The 16673-nt window shown below is 52.1% G+C and carries 12 protein-coding genes; 5 read left to right on the top strand and 7 right to left on the bottom strand.

What is annotated here, in order from left to right:
* Nucleotides 1-512: 512 nt before the first annotated feature.
* Nucleotides 513-1484 carry a hypothetical protein gene (locus tag IAE48_RS03680; RefSeq protein WP_200133520.1) on the top strand — a complete coding sequence of 324 codons (972 nt, stop codon included), beginning with the start codon at nucleotides 513-515 and terminating at the stop codon, nucleotides 1482-1484.
* 680 nt (nucleotides 1485-2164) lie between these two features.
* Here the strand turns inward: IAE48_RS03680 and IAE48_RS03675 are convergent.
* The 3 genes from IAE48_RS03675 to IAE48_RS03665 form a co-directional block, all read right to left on the bottom strand.
* Nucleotides 2165-2542: a DUF4440 domain-containing protein gene (locus IAE48_RS03675; RefSeq protein WP_200133519.1), complete on the bottom strand. Its 378-nt coding sequence runs from the start codon at nucleotides 2540-2542 to the stop codon at nucleotides 2165-2167.
* Between the two features lie 131 nt (nucleotides 2543-2673).
* Nucleotides 2674-3717 (bottom strand): hypothetical protein, encoded by a 1044-nt coding sequence (locus IAE48_RS03670; RefSeq protein WP_200133518.1) that lies wholly within the window; start codon nucleotides 3715-3717, stop codon nucleotides 2674-2676.
* Between the two features lie 371 nt (nucleotides 3718-4088).
* Nucleotides 4089-5999, bottom strand: coding sequence for a sigma-54-dependent Fis family transcriptional regulator (locus IAE48_RS03665; protein ID WP_200133517.1), 1911 nt, complete (start codon nucleotides 5997-5999; stop codon nucleotides 4089-4091).
* Nucleotides 6000-6233: 234 nt separating this feature from the next.
* Between IAE48_RS03665 and IAE48_RS03660 the strand changes: the two genes are divergently transcribed.
* The 3 genes from IAE48_RS03660 to IAE48_RS03650 are packed head-to-tail and all read left to right on the top strand — an operon-like array spanning nucleotide 6234 to nucleotide 9713.
* A complete protein-coding gene (locus tag IAE48_RS03660) occupies nucleotides 6234-7430 on the top strand; it encodes a CaiB/BaiF CoA-transferase family protein (protein WP_200133516.1) in 1197 nt (398 codons plus the stop codon).
* A 10-nt stretch (nucleotides 7431-7440) separates the two neighbouring features.
* Entirely contained in the window at nucleotides 7441-8358 is a 918-nt protein-coding gene (locus IAE48_RS03655; RefSeq protein WP_200133515.1) for a hydroxymethylglutaryl-CoA lyase, read from the top strand.
* A 23-nt stretch (nucleotides 8359-8381) separates the two neighbouring features.
* A complete protein-coding gene (locus IAE48_RS03650; RefSeq protein WP_233631408.1) occupies nucleotides 8382-9713 on the top strand; it encodes an MFS transporter in 1332 nt (443 codons plus the stop codon).
* A 37-nt stretch (nucleotides 9714-9750) separates the two neighbouring features.
* Here the strand turns inward: IAE48_RS03650 and IAE48_RS03645 are convergent, their stop codons facing one another.
* Nucleotides 9751-10242, bottom strand: coding sequence for a GNAT family N-acetyltransferase (locus IAE48_RS03645; RefSeq protein WP_200133514.1), 492 nt, complete (start codon nucleotides 10240-10242; stop codon nucleotides 9751-9753).
* A 168-nt stretch (nucleotides 10243-10410) separates the two neighbouring features.
* Here IAE48_RS03645 and IAE48_RS03640 point away from each other — a divergent pair, with 168 nt between their 5' ends.
* Nucleotides 10411-11232 (top strand): alpha/beta fold hydrolase, encoded by an 822-nt coding sequence (locus IAE48_RS03640; protein ID WP_076769836.1) that lies wholly within the window; start codon nucleotides 10411-10413, stop codon nucleotides 11230-11232.
* A gap of 384 nt (nucleotides 11233-11616) precedes the next feature.
* Here IAE48_RS03640 and IAE48_RS03635 read toward each other — a convergent pair whose 3' ends face one another.
* The 3 genes from IAE48_RS03635 to IAE48_RS03625 form a co-directional block, all read right to left on the bottom strand.
* Nucleotides 11617-13395 (bottom strand): thiamine pyrophosphate-requiring protein, encoded by a 1779-nt coding sequence (locus tag IAE48_RS03635; protein ID WP_094419868.1) that lies wholly within the window; start codon nucleotides 13393-13395, stop codon nucleotides 11617-11619.
* Between the two features lie 167 nt (nucleotides 13396-13562).
* A complete protein-coding gene (locus IAE48_RS03630; RefSeq protein WP_094419867.1) occupies nucleotides 13563-15113 on the bottom strand; it encodes a sensor domain-containing diguanylate cyclase in 1551 nt (516 codons plus the stop codon).
* Between the two features lie 85 nt (nucleotides 15114-15198).
* Nucleotides 15199-16431 (bottom strand): diguanylate phosphodiesterase, encoded by a 1233-nt coding sequence (locus tag IAE48_RS03625; protein ID WP_200133513.1) that lies wholly within the window; start codon nucleotides 16429-16431, stop codon nucleotides 15199-15201.
* Nucleotides 16432-16673 lie beyond the last annotated feature (242 nt).

Raw genomic sequence — 16673 nt, 5'->3', positions numbered from 1 at the left:
CTGGATGGATAACCAAATACATCATTTAACATAATATACATTATGCGCACCAAAATAAGAGCTATTACTTTCTGGGACTTTAATGGCGTTGGTAATATCTGTTCATTGTGACGCCTTATACACCTGTTCGACCCTGAATCAGCATTAATCTCAGCATTTTGATTTTGCTTTTTTTGCTTTTGGTTGTATTGCCAGCATGCACCTTCACTGAGCATCAGTTCTGAGTTTGACCTCCGTTATGTATCGATGATTCTTTCTCTTTTCTTACCCGTTTGTTGTTAGACTTCACAATACGCCAGCATTTGTGCTGGCATATTAGTTTTATCGAAGCTCTACATCTTGCCATACTGGTTTAAATACTATTTGTATATGAAACTCCGCCTGGGCTATTTAAACCTCTTTCCACTTCCCTATCATGCTAGCCATTCGGATTATTCTTAGGTTTTTGCTTCATAACGGCATTTACTCTTAACATATTGGATCATAAGCGCTGTCAGATATGGAGATAAGTAATGACATTTCCACAGCAATTCTCAGGTGATACTCTCCCCGATTATGGTTTTGCCCGTAGCCTTGGCCTTACCTCTGGTGAAGATTTTGATTTCGAATGTCTTGCTAGACACCTGGACTGTTCCCGTAATTTTAATCAGGCGGGAATTATCTATTCGGATGGTAATCGCCAGTGGCTGGTAAGGCCCTCCAGACGGGTTGCAACAACCAATCAAAGCTCAGTAAGTCATGTTGTGGTTACAAAAGTTAATTCTTCCTCGTCGAATGACGCAACTCAGGCGATGGCAAAAACTATTCAAGCACCCTCTTTAACGACGGAAATTGGCTCAACAGCAATATCCTGTGGTGCTGCAATCGTTACTCTCGTACTAGCTGCTGGAGCTGGCGCGGCAATTCCTATAAGCGCAGGAGCATCCGGGCTGGTAGCATATGTTATCGCTGCAGGCGGTATCGCTACAGGTATTCAATGCCTTAATGGTATAGGGCGGCTCTCTTTAATAGCCGTTGGTCATGATGATTACATTGCATGGCTGGATTCCAGTGAATGGTATACCGCTACAAACACTGCCTTAGATCTTATTTCTTTGGCAGGTGCTGGCGCTGGTTTAAAAAGCGCTAGCATTACTTATCGGTTGCTTAAGAGTTCCTCTAAGAGCAACATGCGAACTTTACTGCAAACAATGAGCAGGGCTGACAGAAAACGTTTAACTGAAGAAATTATCCGAATTCGTAACCCAGGCATATCATCTTCTGGGGTTAAGGCTGTCATGAAAGCAGGCATTTATCCCAAGCGTTATCCTTCTGAAGCTCTGCAAAATTTACTGCAGAGAGAGTTAATGAATGCAGTTGCTAATTCATCTGCTTTTTTTGGTAGCGCCTTATCAGGCACCATAAAAAACCCACAAAACGTAACAAGCTCTGGTAAATACGTTATTGGCTTAATACAATCATTCGCATCCACAGGATTTAATTAATCGTTCAATGATGAACTATATAAAAAAAAGCCTTGCCTTGAGCACCGTGGTTACCAAAAAAATGGCAACCCAGGATCCGTTGCGGCTTGAAGAGATAAAAAACGGATTGAAGAATAGACTAGGTAATCCCGTAGGGATACATATGACGGGGATCCCGTTAGGTATAAGCACGATTCTTGCAATTTTTTGTTACGCAATGTCGCAAGTCTCTGTTTTTACTTTTATTTTCAAGTGGTTAATAATACCGGAATATAAACTCTTAGCGGGCGTATTCTTAGGAGCGATTGCCTATACCATATTGATCGTTACCACGATGTTTGCTACCGCGCGCGGGTCTCTTATTAGTTATAAGCTGTACCTTTCTCTAATTGCGTTAACAGGCATCGTAGCCATTATCTTTTTTTGCGCATCTTTTCTTTCATTACTCCTGGATAATATTTCCAACTACACGCCGCAAATAAGTTCTTTGTTAGGCGTTATTTTTCTGTTGCTTAACTGCAAGTGGCTCAACTCCTCTATTTTTTATCGCTCAGTAGCGTTATGTCTACACAATCGCGTTTGGCGAAAACAGATAAAAATAAAAGAAAAATATTACAAATGTTAGCTCGTATAATTATGTTGTTTTAAAGAGACCGCTGTGGGAAATATATCACAGCGGCCTTTTCAACATAAAAGTGCTATCAACACGCCTCTGGCGTACCCTGATGAAACTGCAATTGCCACGCTTCACCTGTTTTGACCCATATCGAAGCCCGCAGCGTTGGTCTGGCGATCTCGCCTTGAGCATTAAGAGCAAAACTACGATACGTCAGTAACGCGCATCCTTCGCTCAGCACTGTAACTGCAAAATCCTCCGCGTGGATTTCATCTTCCGGCGCGTCGTTGATCAGCGCATCAACAACCTGCGCTCTGTCGTAACGTCTACCTGAGCGACCAATCTCAAAAAAGTGTTCATGCAACAATTCGTCGACCACGCTGAGTTGGTTACGGTTTTCCGGGCAATGCAACTGCCGCTCACGTGCGCGAAGCTTCGCGCACAGCGTTTGGTTGTCATCCATAATCTGCTCCAGTTTCATAAAACGCGGCATGGTTTAAAAACCAGTTATTAAATTCGTCACTGACTTCGCGAAGCTGAAAGTCAGCAGTAGCCAGGCGGCTGCGGGAGGCGATCCCGCAGCGTCTTTTAGCCTTAGTGCGCGGTCTTATCGCCCTTCTCTTTTGCAGCCGGATTTTCAGCCAGATCTTCGCGCCCCAAAATCTGATAACGGGTAAATTTATCACCAGTGGTGCATCTCACGACCACGCCGTGTAAATCCCCGTCCTTCAGGAAAAAGCCACGGTACTGATTAATACCCACCGCTAAATAACGCGCTTTTTCGCCAAGTTCATCAATCGTCTGATAGCGGTCGCCACAGCGAAACGTGCTGCGCGTATCGAATTGATAAAATGTATTCATCAGCGCACCGCCAAGTGTACGGACATTAGCCATCATTAATCCCGGCATGACGCAGGCAAATGCAACCACCAAAAATATCTGGCTGCTCATCGGCAGTGTGACGCGCTTTTTACGTCGTTGCACGCTGGTTTCCATCACCCCTGAAATCACCGTAATTAAAAAATAGGCAATATTGAAAGCGATAAAGGCCGCCATAAATAGCGTCAGGCACCAGGTGGTGTAAGGCATTTGCGCGGCGGAAACATCCCAGGACTCAAGCAAAATAGCGCTGGCAGACATTTTTGCGAAAAAAAGTACCAACGCGAGCACCAACGGCCAGAGTTTACCGAGCAGCGAGGCGGCCTGCTTTGACAATACCGATGTGCAGAGCAAATAGAAACGCACCAGACAAGCGAAGCCCAGTGCGCAGCAAAGAGCGACCAAAAACCAGACAATTGTGGCGCTGGCATGGGCGATCGCCAGCAGAAAACATGCCGAAAGCAACAGCGTTGTTGCTCGCGCCATCGACACAAGCACTTTCACTTTACTGTATTGCTGGCGCGGCAGAAAACGCTTCAGACGCTGGCTCTCCTGCCCATGAAACAGTGCGCTCCCCTTGTATTCGGTGATATATGCACAGACCCACAGCATATTGAACCAGACCGCCGCGCCGACAAGGGACGGGTGATGGGTTTTATTGGCAATGGCGAGCAGAATGAGCGTAATGACCCAGTTAATGCACCAGAAAAGAATTAGCGCGGGTATCTGCCGCGACAGTTTATGCAATAAAACGAACATGACCTTCCCTTCTGTCAGAAAAAACTAACCATAAAGCGGAATATTTCTGGTGGCAACCTGACCAGAGGGGTTTAATTACGCAGCGTCACTATCAGCAATAAAAGATAAATACGGCCAGCCCCCTAATTATAGGAGGCCAGGTATTATCTTAAGGCGTTACTGACTATACTTCGCTGCTTGCCTAAAACAGGTGTTATAAAGAGATAGAGGAAGAGATGCATACATTAGGAATGATTTGCGGTGCACTGATTGTCATTTTTATCGTTATGGCGATGAAAAAACGTAAGCGTTAATCGCTCACGCCAGCGCCGCTTTGCTGCGGCGCTTGTGCGCTTAAGCCGCCGCTCCTCCACGAACTTTCCTCCACAAGATTAATGGCTTTTCCCCTTCAGCTTTCGCCATAAACTCATTTTGCTGATGCCCAGCGTAGACGCGGCTTGCTCCTGATTCTGCTGATACCGGTCAAGATAAAACCGTATCACCTGGCGCTCCACATCTTTGGTGATCTCTTTCAGTGAGCCTTTTGTCAGATTGACCTGCAGCGGCGCGTTGGGTTGCGGCGCTGGCGCAGCGGAAAAAGTTGATCCGGTAAGCGAGAGCATCTCCGGCAATGAGTAATGCGGAAAGCCGACGGAGAGCAGCGCCAGCCGTTCAATGATAAACCGCATCTCGCGCACGTTGCCCGGCCAGGAGTAAGCCGCGAAAAAATCGACAAACTGCCCGAGCAGATGTTCTGCCGCCGCGTCACACAAAAACTTACTCGCCAGGTAACGGAAATCACCTGCACGTTCGCGCAGCGGCGGCACGGTCAAAGGCAAAACATTGAGCCGGTAAAAGAGATCGCGGCGAAAGCTTCCCTCCCCGGCCATGCTGGAGAGCGCGCGATTGGTTGCGCCAATGATTCTCACATCAACGGGAATAATATCTTTCCCACCGATATGCATGATTTCATACTCCTGAAGAACGCGCAGCAGCCGGCTCTGGATCGGCAGCGGCAGTTCGCCAATTTCGTCGAGAAAAAGCGTGCCCCGATGCGCCAGCTCAATCAGGCCCTCCTTCCCTTCCCGCTTTGCGCCGGTGAAGGATCCGCCTTCATAACCAAACAGTTCGCTCTCCAGTAAACTCTCCGGAATGGCGGCGCAGTTGATGGCCACAAACGGGCCGCTTTTGCGGTTACTGTGGTTATGAATACTTTGGGCAAACAGCTCCTTACCGGTACCGGACTCGCCATAGATCATCACCGGCGAATCGGTTCGCGCATAGACCTGCGCCAGCTTTTTCACCGCCTGCATTGCGCTGTCGGCGGTCAGGATATGATCGAAGGTATAGCGGGCATTAAAGCCCTTCTTCTGTAATTTGCCGCGAATAATGCGCTCAACTTTCTGGATCTGCGGCGTATCGGTAAATGAGCAGACCACGCCGATACAGTTTTTCCCCATAAACATCGGTACGCGGCTGGTAATGATTGAGGTGTTTTCCAGCTCCTGCAGTTCGCGGATCTCCGGCGACTTCGATAGCAGCACCTGATTAATGCGCGTGTTTTTAATAATGGCATCAATCTGTTTTCCCAGCGCCTGCGGAGCGGTTATCCCAATGATGTTTTCAGCCGCTTTATTGAAGAGCTGAATATCATTGTTTTCATTGGTGACGATAATCCCCTCGGTGATGGAGGACAAAATGATCTCCAGCCGCGTCATATCCAGCATTTTGCGTCTGGTTGTCTCAACGATGGCCAGCGCCTCTCGCAGCGCGCTGTTTACTGACTCCACCCCGTTTTCAATCAAAATCCCCTGCATCTGATAGTGCCGTGCCGTTTCGGTCACCGGGCATCCCCCCGCCACGATGGTGTAGTGCCTGGCATAACACTGCTCCAGTTGTGATGTCATATCCTCATGAGAAATAAAGACAAACTCATCGATAACGATATTCAGGGAGGATGCCAGCAGCACAACATCGGATAAATAGCGCTGATAATTGAAAAAAGCAATCGGACGCTGACAATCTTTAAGCGGAATTAACGCTTTCAGTAAATCAGAAACCGACATCTGAATAGTGACGACAGGAATATCTGTCGCGCGGGCAATATACTCTGCGGTTCCGCCCCGGCTCAGGATTACATCGTAATACTCTTTATCGAGCGTGCGCGCAATGGTCGCCGCTTTTTCCAGGCTGCCATGATAAACATGACAATTAAATAAACCGGCGCACTGTGCAATTACGACATCCGCTAAGTAAGGATAAGGTGTAATTAACGCTAAATTTGGCAATGATTTATGTTTCATATTTTCGATCTGCTTTGTTGTTATCTTATTAACTGAATAACACATTTGAAATTGCTAACACAATTGCTATGAGCCTATTACGCCATTCAGATCATCACTATTGTTAAAAATAATTAATTATCAATAAGTTAAAGATTACATTAATACGCATCATTTCTGGCATACATCTTGATTACTCTTTGATGGGTGTAATAAATACCCACACATTCATTCTTAACGTTAAAGGAATCAATTATGAGTCATCAGACAGGTGTATTATCCGGCGTGCGGGTTCTCGATTTAACTCGCGTATTAGCAGGCCCCTATTGCGGTATGATGCTGGCGGATTTTGGTGCCGATGTGATTAAAGTTGAATTACCGGGCAGAGGCGATGATTCACGAGCTAATGCACCACAAATAAATGGCGAAAGCGCCTACTTTATGAATTTAAATAGAAACAAGCGCGGCATCACACTTAATTTAAAATTAGAAGAAGGCCGTGCTATTTTTCTCGACATGGTGCGCAGTAGCGATATTGTTCTTGAGAATTATCGCCCAGGCGTAATGGAAAAGCTGGGTCTCGGTTACGAAGATTTACGCAAAGTTAACCCGGCGATTATTTATGGCGCCGTCTCTGGATTTGGCCATACCGGACCCTACTCCAGGCGCGCAGGTTACGACATTATCGGCCAGGCGATGAGCGGGCTGATGAGCACTACCGGCTGGCAAGACACGCCGCCAACCCGTACCGGCACGGCGATTGCGGATGTCGTCGGCGGCATGAGCTGCGCCATCGGCGTGCTGGCGGCCTATGCGAACCGCCTGAAAACCGGCGTTGGCGATAAAGTCGATATTGCGCTGGTTGACTCAATGGTCTCTTCCCTTGAGATCATCAATATCATCTACCTGAATACCGGGCGTATTCCGACACGTATCGGCAACCGTTACGAAGCCATCTACCCCTACGACTCCTTCGAAGCGCAAGATGGCTACGTCATCATCGCCTGCGGCAACGACAAACTCTATGGTCTGCTGAAACAGACGCTCAATATTCCGGCACTGGAAGATGAACAATTCCGCACCAATATCGATCGCGTCACTCATCATGCAGAACTGAAACCTATTATTGAGACCTGGACGCGCACGCTCCCTATTGACCGCATCGTCGATCGTCTGCTGGAAGCCGGTATTCCCGCCGCACCGATTAATACCATCGATCGCGTCACGCAAGATCCGCATATTGCCAAAGCGCGCGAGATGTTCGTCGATATTGACCATCCGGTCGCCGGAAAAATCACCATGACCGGAAACCAGGTCAAATTCACCAATAAGAAAGCCTCGATTCGCTTCCCTGCCCCGACTCTCGGCCAGCACAACCACGAAGTATTAAAAGAGCTGCTGGGCTACTCCGATGAAAAGATCGCAGAGCTTATTCAGACAGGCGTTTTATAAGGAGATAACGATGCCAACAGCGATTCAGATTACCGAAGTAGGCCCGCGCGATGGTTTTCAAAATATTAAATCGTTTATCGACACGGATTTAAAAACGCTGATTATCGATAAACTCGTTGACGCAGGCTTAACCCAGATCGAAATAACCTCGCTGGTCAGCCCAAAAGCGATCCCGCAAATGGCAGATGCTGGCGATGTTATCGCCCATGTGCTGGCGAAACATCCGCAGATAACGCCCTGGGTATTAGTGCCTAACAGTAAAGGTGCGCAGTTAGCGCACCAGCATCAGATTAAGCACATCAACTATGTGATATCGGTCAGCCCGGCGCATAACCGGGCAAATATCAATCGCAGCCATCAGGAGTCACTGGAAGATCTCCGTGCGATTCGCCACCGCTGGCCGGAGTTAACGATCACGCTGTCGCTGGCGACAGCGTTCGGTTGCCCCTTTATTGGCGCAACGGATAGCAACACCCTGCTGGAGATCATCGACTCCGCACATCAACTGGGCATCCGCCGCGTCACCCTGTGCGACACCATTGGCGTTGCTAATCCACGCCAGACCGCGCGGGTGCTGCAAAGCGTGCAGCTGCGCTTCCCGGACGTCGATTTCGCCCTGCATATGCACAACACCCACGGCATGGCGCTCGCCAATATGTTGGTCGGTTATCAGAACGGTATCAGGCGTTTCGAAACGGCGGTGGGCGGTCTGGGCGGTTGTCCTTTCGCTCCAGGTGCTGCGGGAAATTGCGCCACGGAAGACGCGGTAAATATGTTTAACCGCATGGGCGTCAACACCGGAATTTCTCTTGAAGCACTGTTAACCGTCGCCTCTGGTATACGGGAAACCATTGAGCCGCAGCTTTTAAGCGCCCTTTCACGCGCGCGTCCTTACAGCGAATTTGATTTTTGCGGCGATAAAAAATAATAAACCCTACGGAATTACCTATTATGGATAACAAAACAGTCAGTCCAAAAATGACGCACTATAGATGGTGGGTGATGAGCTTTATTTTTGTCATCTACACCGTCGCCAATGCGGATCGCGCCAATATTGGCTTTGCCATCCCGTTTATTCAGGAGGAGTTTAATCTCTCCAACACCATGGCTGGCGTGCTTATTAGCCTGTTCTTTGCCGGTTACGCCTTCTTTCAAATCCCTGCCGGCTACTTAATTAAACGCTATGGCATGCGCAATATTTTCGCTCTCGGCATGCTGCTCACCTCGATATTTACCGGCTTTATGGGCGTGGTAAATAGTGTCTGGTTGCTGAAGCTGCTGCGCTGCCTGGTGGGCATCAGCGAAGCGCCGGTGGTGATTGGGTCAACGGCCACCATCAATCAGTGGTTTCCGGCGAAAGAGAAAGGCACCGCAACCGGGTTGTTTCTCGCGGGATCCAAGTTTGGCCCATTGATTGTGCCCGCACTCTGCGCCTGGATAATCATGACCTGGGGCTGGCGCTATATCTTTGTCTTCTTTGCCATTCCCGGCATCCTGCTCTCGCTGTTCTGGTATCTCATGGTGCGTAACAAGCCGGAAGAGAGCCGCTTCGTGAATGCGCAGGAGGTGGCCTATATTCGCGAAGAGTCAACGGCGGTGACCCAGAGTGTGCAACAGAACACGCTGAAATATGGCTGGCTGGATAAGCTGATCCGCACAAAGCAGGTGGACGAACTCACTACCTCGAAACAGGTGTTTCGCTGCTGGGATATCTATGGCGTGGCGCTGGGCTACTTTTCGATGGTCGGCATCGTCAGCGTGCTGATGTCCTGGCTGCCCAAATACCTGATTACCGAGCGCGGTTTCGACTTAACCAGCTCCGCCGTGCTGGCGGCGGCACCGTTCCTCGGCACGGTATTAGGCAATTTTCTCGGCGGCGTGCTGTCGGACCGGGTGTTAAATAAACGTCGCAAACCGCTGATGCTGCTGAGCGCCGGTGCCACAATCTTTACCATGTATTCGCTGGTCTATGCGCCGGAGAGCAAAATAGTCCTCTCGCTGATGCTCTTTATGCTTGGATTGATGCTGTCGCTGGGCTACTCGGCCTACTCCGTTTACGCCATGGGCCGCGCCAGTAAAGAGATCTATCCGGTGGCCTACAGCGTTATCAACATGGGCGGGCAGCTCGGCGGAATGTGTATGCCGCTGCTGGTTGGCGTGATTCTGGACACATGGAACTGGGACGCGGTGTTTATGGCAATGACCGGCTTCTGCGCGCTCTGCTTTATTATGGTCTCGACGGTAATAGAACCCCTGTCGAAGAGCATAAAAATTATCAGATAAGCACGATCAGGGGGCGGAAACGCCCCTTTTCTCCCTCTTATGTTTTACACGCGGTCTCAGCCAAATCGCAGATCATATCAATGCACTTCAGATCCGCTCCCGCCAGCTTCGAGTGATACACACTCTCCCGAACCACCGTGAACCCGCGCTTTTGATAGAAGTTGCAGGCATTGGGCGTTGCCGCAAGCGTCAGATGGCTAAAGCCACGAATGAGCGCCTCCTGTTTCAGAGCATCCATAATGCGCGTTGCCAGCCCGTGGCCTTCCCACTCCGGCAGGGTAAAAATGGCCTCGATGCTGCCAGTGGCAATATCAAGAAAGCCGGTCGCTACCGGCTGCCCCTCTTCTGATAGCGCGATATAAAAGGGGTTCTCGTTAATCATCATTACCTGCCCCTGCGGCATCGTCTCCGGCGTCCAGGCGGCAATAATCTCATCGCTATAAACCCCTTTGCAGCCGTGGCGAATCGCTTCATTGCGAACACGCCAGATAGCCGGTGCCTCATCGGGGTGTGCCAGCCTGATCTTCATCCTTATCTCCTTACGTATTCTCCGATTCCATCCGCATGCTCTGCACGCGCGCGATGGGCTGCTACAGTTTTACGGTAGTGATTCGAAACGCGAGGCGAATCAGCCGCGATACGAACCTTAATGAATAACCAGCAAGAATGTGTCACCACTCAACGATGAGGTAAGGCAATGAGTACTATCAAAACGCAAGATGGAACGCAGATCTACTACAAAGATTGGGGTTCAGGTAAACCGGTGCTGTTCAGCCACGGCTGGCCGCTGGATGGTGATATGTGGGACAGCCAGCTCAACTTCCTCGCCGAGCGTGGTTACCGGGTTATCGCCTTTGACCGTCGTGGCTTTGGACGTTCTGAGCAGCCGTGGAACGGTTATGACTACGATACTTTTGCCTCCGACATCAACGATCTGATCACCGCGCTGGATCTGCATGATGTCACGCTTGTCGGCTTCTCCATGGGCGGCGGCGACGTGGCGCGCTACATTGGCCGTTATGGCACCTCGCGCGTGGCTGGCCTGGCGCTGCTGGGCGCCGTTACGCCTATTTTTGGCAAAACGGATGACCACCCAGAAGGCGTCGATAAGAGCGTGTTTGATGAGATCAAAGAGGGTCTGCGTAAAGATCGCGCGCAGTTTATCAGTGATTTCGCCACACCGTTTTATGGGCTTAACGCCGGGCAGAAAGTGTCTGACGGCGTACTGACGCAGACCCTGAATATCGCCCTGCTGGCGTCGCTGAAAGGGACGATTGATTGCGTCACCGCGTTCTCAGAAACCGACTTCCGCGAAGACATTAAAAAAGTGGATGTGCCGACGCTGGTGATTCATGGCAGCAATGACCAGGTGGTACCGTTCGAAGCGACCGGTAAGCTTTCAGCCGAGATGATCCCCGGTGCCGAATTGAAGGTTTATGACAATGGCCCGCACGGCTTTGCCGTTACCCATCAGGATCAGCTTAACAACGATCTGCTGGCGTTCTTGCAGAAGATTTGAGTTACACACTCTCCAGGCCTGATAAGGCAAAGCCATCATCAGGCATTGTTTGCCGGGTGGCGCTACGCTTACACGGCCTACAACACCACGTAGGCCTGATAAGGCGAAGCCGCCATCAGGCACTGCTTGCCGGGTGGCGCTGCGCTTACCCGGCCTACAACACCACGTGGGCCTGATAAGGCGGAGCCGCCATCAGGCATTGCTTGCCGGATAGCACTGCGCTTACCCGGCCTGCAACACCGCGTAGGCCTGATAAGGCGAAGCCGCCATCAGGCATTGCTTGCCGGATAGCACTGCGCTTACCCGGCCTACAACACCGCGTAGGCCTGATAAGCAGGCAGTCTGACAAAAGCCCGGTGAGATCATTCTCACCGGGCTTTTTCATCACTTCTTATGGAACAACTGGCTGGCGGTATCGCTAATCACCTGCACGGCACCGCGATCTCCCTTCGCCATTGAGGCCATAAACGCTTTCGCCTGCTTAAAGGTAATATGCGGCGGCAACGGCGCCACTTCCGGGTCAGTCTTCACCTCCAGCACTACCGGGCGGTCGGACTGCAACGCCTGCTGCCAGGCGGTTGAGAGCGCGTCCGGGTTATCAACAAAAATCCCGCCCAGCCCCAGCGATTGCGCAAACTCGGCATAACGGACATCCGGCAGCTGCTGGGTTGCTTCAAAGCGCGGATTGCCCTCCATTACCCGCTGCTCCCAGGTTACCTGGTTAAGATCCTGGTTATTGAAAACGCAGATCACCAGCCGGGGGTTTGCCCACTGCTGCCAGTACTTCTGAATGGTGATCAGCTCTGCCATATTGTTCATCTGCATTGCCCCATCGCCCACCAGCGCGACAACCACCTTCTCCGGCGCAGCAAATTTCGCCGCAATCGCATATGGCACCGCCGCGCCCATACAGGCAAGCCCGCCGGAGAGCGACGCGCGCTGCCCCTGCTTAACGCGGTAATCGCGGGCAAACCAGTTGGCGCAGGAACCTGAATCGGAAGTGACAATCGCGTCATCCGGCAGCAGCGGAGACATCTCCCACACCACGCGCTGCGGGTTAACCGGGTTCGCCGGTGCCATCGCGCGCTGCTCCATCAGTTCCCACCAGCTCTGCACATTTTTCGCAATCGACTCCTGCCAGCTACGGTCTGTTTTCTGCTCCAGCAGCGGCAGCAAGGCGCGTAACGTCTCTGCTGAGTCGCCGTGGAGATTGACTTCGCAGGGATAGCGCAGCCCCAGCATTGCCGGGTCGATATCAATCTGCACGGCGCGGGCGCTGCCTTCTGCCGGCAAAAATTCGGTCCACGGGAAACCGCTGCCAATCATCAGCAGCGTGTCGCACTCCTGCATCAGTTTCCACGAGGGTTCGGTGCCAAGCAGACCAATCGAGCCGGTAACAAACGGCGCATCGTCGGGAAGGACATCTTTACCGAGCAGCGCTTTCGCCACGCCAGCACCCAGCACATTCGCCGCCTGCACCACTTCCACCGCTGCATTGCGTGCGCCAGCACCAATCAGGATGGCCACTTTTTTACCGGCATTCAGTACTTCAGCGGCACGCTGCAAATCGACCTGATGAGGAATAACGCGCGGGCGCTGATAGCCCGAGCCGGAGTGGGTAAAGCCGTGGGCATGTTGCGGAGCCTGCCAGGGTTCGTCCTGCACATCTTTCGGGATAATCACCACCCCGACGCCATTCTGCGCCATTGCCACGCGCACACCGCGATCCACCAGATGGCGCACCTGCGCAGGAGTCGCGGCTTCCTGGACAAAGTTGGCGACGTCGGAGAAGACGCGATCGAGATTCATCTCCTGCTGATAGCTCGCTCCGCGCGCGGTAGTCTCTGCCTGGCCGGCAATCGCCAGCACCGGGGCGTGATCCATTTTGGCGTCGTAGAGGCCGGTCAGCATATGGGTTGCCCCCGGGCCGCCGGTCGAGAGACAGACGCCCAGCTCGCCGGTAAATTTGGCATGTCCAACCGCCATAAACGCCGCCATCTCTTCATGGCGAACCTGAATAAACTCAATGCCGTCGCCGGATTTATTCGCGCGCTGAATTGCCCCGAGCACGCCGTTGATGCCATCTCCGGGGTAACCATAAATACGTGTTACGCCCCACTCTTTCAGGCGCTGGACGAAGAAATCGCTGGTCTTCATGCTCATCGTGCTCTCTCCTTGCAGCTTCATTAGAAACATTAAGGGTAGTCGATGATGAATTTGCAGGTTGGGTAAGCATGCAGATCGCCTGATGGCGACTTCGTCTTATCAGGCCTACGGGGAATTGCAGTTGGAAGCCGGGTAAGCGCAGCGCTACCCGGCAAGGGCTCATATCAGGAGGCGGAGAGCGCCCGGTCGCGCCCATCAATTTTCGCCTGATAGAGCGCCTTATCCGCCCCCTCTTTCAGGCGAATGGCGTCATCATAATTTTGATCGGCAACCAGGCTATAACAGCCGGCGCTGATGGTCACAATGCTCTGCTGCGCGCTGGTCTTCACGTGCGGGATCTGCGCATTGCGCACCGCGGTCACCGCCTGACGGGCAACAAACAGCGCCGCTTCAGGGCCAGTATCCGGCAGAACAATCGCGAACTCCTCCCCGCCGTAGCGAGCAATCAAATCATTCGGTCTCAGTTTCAGCTTTTGCAGGATCTCACCCACCATCCGCAGACAGTTATCCCCGGCAACATGGCCGTAAAAATCGTTATAGCGCTTGAAGTAGTCGATATCGATCATAATCAGCGCTACCGGTTTTTGCGTCAGCGCTGAGGCCTTCAGGCTTTTATTTAAAAAGAGATCGAACTGGCGACGGTTCGCAAGCCCCGTCAGCCCATCGGCCAGCGCCATCAATTGCAGCGTATGGTTGATACTGGTCAGCTCATCACGCAGCACCGCAAGCTCGGTCTGATTACGTACATTGAGCCGCACCTGGCGAAAAATAATCGACCCCATCAACAGGGTGCCGAGCAGCAGCATGCCGTTAAGCACCAGATCCGGCAGGCTCTCCTGCAACCACCTGTTCCACAGCGCCGGTCTGTCGTAACCGGCAGCGACCACCAGCGGATAGCGTTCAAGCCGGGCAAAGCCATAAGTGCGTTCAACGTGATCGAGCGCGGAGATCCAGGTACCGTTACCGCGATCTTTTCGCGCCAGCTCCCGGGTAAAGAGCGGGCTGGCAGAGAGATTGCGGTTAATGATCTCGTCACCATACGGGCGCACATAGAGCGCTGTGCCGTCAATATTCAGCAGCGCCAGCATGTCGCGCTGACCAAGCTCAAAGTAAGCATAAAAATGGCGGAAGTAGTCGATCCGCACCGTCGCCAGCAGGATACCTTCAAAGCCACCCGCTTTATCGCTGATGCGTAACGACACCGGGATCACTAAATCACCGGTAGTGCGGCTACGGATCACATGACCAATGTGCACGCCACCGTGCCCATTACGGCGGTGATAAACAAAATATTCGCGGTCGCTGTTGTTTGACATCACCGGGATTTTGCCAAACGACGTCGACTTCATATTGCCCTGAGCGTCATAGACCATCAGGCCATGCAGCTGCGGCAGGCGGGATTTCAGATCGGCGAGATAGATATCAAACTGTGGTGCGTTGATCTGGTCAACGTTCTCTACCGGCAGATTACGGCGAATATCGCGCAGCACCAGCTCCGCCTGGAGAAAAGTATCTTCCGCTTGACGCGCCTGCGAGATCGACAGGTTAACCGCATCGCGCTCGATATCCTCGACCGCACGCTCCCAGGAGCGGGTCAGCGTCCAGGTGGTAGTTGCCATTCCTGCCAGCAGCAGCGCCACGATAAAAAAGGTAATACTGCGCCCCAGAGAAGATTCGAGTGCCAGTTTCCGTGCGAGCTGCTTTTTAATTTTCATCCACGCTCCTTTGTCACATCCACTGTCGATACGTTAAGCATAGAAGTACGATGATCTATAAGCCAAACCGGTTAAACGTTTCGTGCTATGAGGGTTTTTTATTGAGAGGAATACGCTCAGGCCAGTTAATCGCCGGCACACCATTCAGCAGCGGGCGGGCGAAGAGGAAGCCCTGAAAACGCTCGACGCCAACGGCTTCAAGCCAGCACCACTCTTCCACCTTCTCCACCCCTTCCGCGACCACGCTAATTTGCAGCTCGGCGCAGCACTCGAGAATGGCTTTAACAATCGCCTGTTTCGGGCCATGAAGATGAATATCGGTAACGATAGTGCGATCGATTTTCAGCTTATCGGGCTGAAACTTCGCCAGCAGCGACAGCCCGGCAAACCCTGAACCAAAGTCATCAATCGCCAGCCCAATCCCCGCCGCGCGCAGCTGGCGGATCGCCCAGGTGAACTCGTCATAGCTGGAGATCACCTCATCTTCCGTCACTTCGACAATAATCTGCCCGGGGCTGAGCTTATTGCGCGCAATGTGCCCAAGGAGCATATCCACCGCCCCCGGGATCTTGACCAGCGACATCGGCAGCAGGTTAAGCGCAATTTTGTGGTTGCCGATGCCAATACGACGTGCCATCGCCAGCGCCCACGCTTTGGAGGCGAGATCCGCTTCGTGCAGTTTCTCCGGCGCAATGGTCGCGAAATAGTCCTGCGGGCTGCCGCCGTCGGGTCCGCGGATCAGCGCTTCCAGTGAAGAAATTTTGCCGCGCAGCGGTTCGATAATCGGCTGGAAGGCGAACTGACAGGGCTGTCCTTCGAGCATGGGCAGCGTCTCCTGGCTAAACGGCGACGCTTTGCGGGTAAAGCGCCACTCGTCAGGCGAGGTATTGCGTACGCCGCCGTTGTTATTTGCCGAGGAGATAAAATTGCGGATAAATTTGTAGGCCCGATCGCTGCTCGCCTGGTTGTAGCGCACCATGCCAAAGCGCAATACAGCGCGTAGCACCGCCGCAGGTTGCACCGTTCGCAAATCAAACAGCACCATGCCGCGATCGACAAAACGGCGGCGCGGCGCAAAGTCCCGCAGCAGTTCGACGATATTACCGTGGCGAATATCGTTGTTGATGCGTTCAAAAACGCTGTTAACCGACTCCAGCGGTCCTTCAAGAACCTGCAAAAAATACTCGCCGTCGAACAATAAGATACCCGTCACCTGCAACGTTGCGTTGCTGTGGTTTGCTCGCTCGACGATAGTAGTCAGTTGAGAGGGAATTAATGCCCGATTCAGTCGGCTACGGTATATCAAAGTCGCTAACACGCGATGCTACCCTCAAAATGCCCACAAAGAACCCGAATGGATGATGCCATCGCGGGAGTCTAGCAATATCCTGCCCATCCCGTTGGCTGAACAGAGGCCAATCTGTTAGCGTGATCGCAGTTTAAAGTGACTTTATGGTACACATTCCTTCACGCACCCTTCGCAGCCCGATGTTAAAACCTCTTTTCCCCGCTGCGCTTTTTTGTCCCCTTTCCACATCGCCCGCCATCAATTTGGCTTAA

This window comes from Kosakonia sp. S57 (assembly GCF_016516575.1).
GTDB classification, from domain to species: Bacteria; Pseudomonadota; Gammaproteobacteria; order Enterobacterales; family Enterobacteriaceae; genus Kosakonia; species Kosakonia cowanii.
Note: the sequence above shows the minus strand (reverse complement) of the source record. Positions and strands in the feature narration are given on the sequence as shown.

Bases quoted from the DNA above. Each gene is read 5' to 3' on its own strand.
- IAE48_RS03680 (WP_200133520.1), top strand. From the start codon at position 513: ATGACATTTCCACAGCAATTCTCAGGTGATACTCTCCCCGATTATGGT.
- IAE48_RS03675 (WP_200133519.1), bottom strand. From the start codon at position 2,542: ATGGATGACAACCAAACGCTGTGCGCGAAGCTTCGCGCACGTGAGCGG.
- IAE48_RS03670 (WP_200133518.1), bottom strand. From the start codon at position 3,717: ATGTTCGTTTTATTGCATAAACTGTCGCGGCAGATACCCGCGCTAATT.
- IAE48_RS03665 (WP_200133517.1), bottom strand. From the start codon at position 5,999: ATGAAACATAAATCATTGCCAAATTTAGCGTTAATTACACCTTATCCT.
- IAE48_RS03660 (WP_200133516.1), top strand. From the start codon at position 6,234: ATGAGTCATCAGACAGGTGTATTATCCGGCGTGCGGGTTCTCGATTTA.
- IAE48_RS03655 (WP_200133515.1), top strand. From the start codon at position 7,441: ATGCCAACAGCGATTCAGATTACCGAAGTAGGCCCGCGCGATGGTTTT.
- IAE48_RS03650 (WP_233631408.1), top strand. From the start codon at position 8,382: ATGGATAACAAAACAGTCAGTCCAAAAATGACGCACTATAGATGGTGG.
- IAE48_RS03645 (WP_200133514.1), bottom strand. From the start codon at position 10,242: ATGAAGATCAGGCTGGCACACCCCGATGAGGCACCGGCTATCTGGCGT.
- IAE48_RS03640 (WP_076769836.1), top strand. From the start codon at position 10,411: ATGAGTACTATCAAAACGCAAGATGGAACGCAGATCTACTACAAAGAT.
- IAE48_RS03635 (WP_094419868.1), bottom strand. From the start codon at position 13,395: ATGAGCATGAAGACCAGCGATTTCTTCGTCCAGCGCCTGAAAGAGTGG.
- IAE48_RS03630 (WP_094419867.1), bottom strand. From the start codon at position 15,113: ATGAAAATTAAAAAGCAGCTCGCACGGAAACTGGCACTCGAATCTTCT.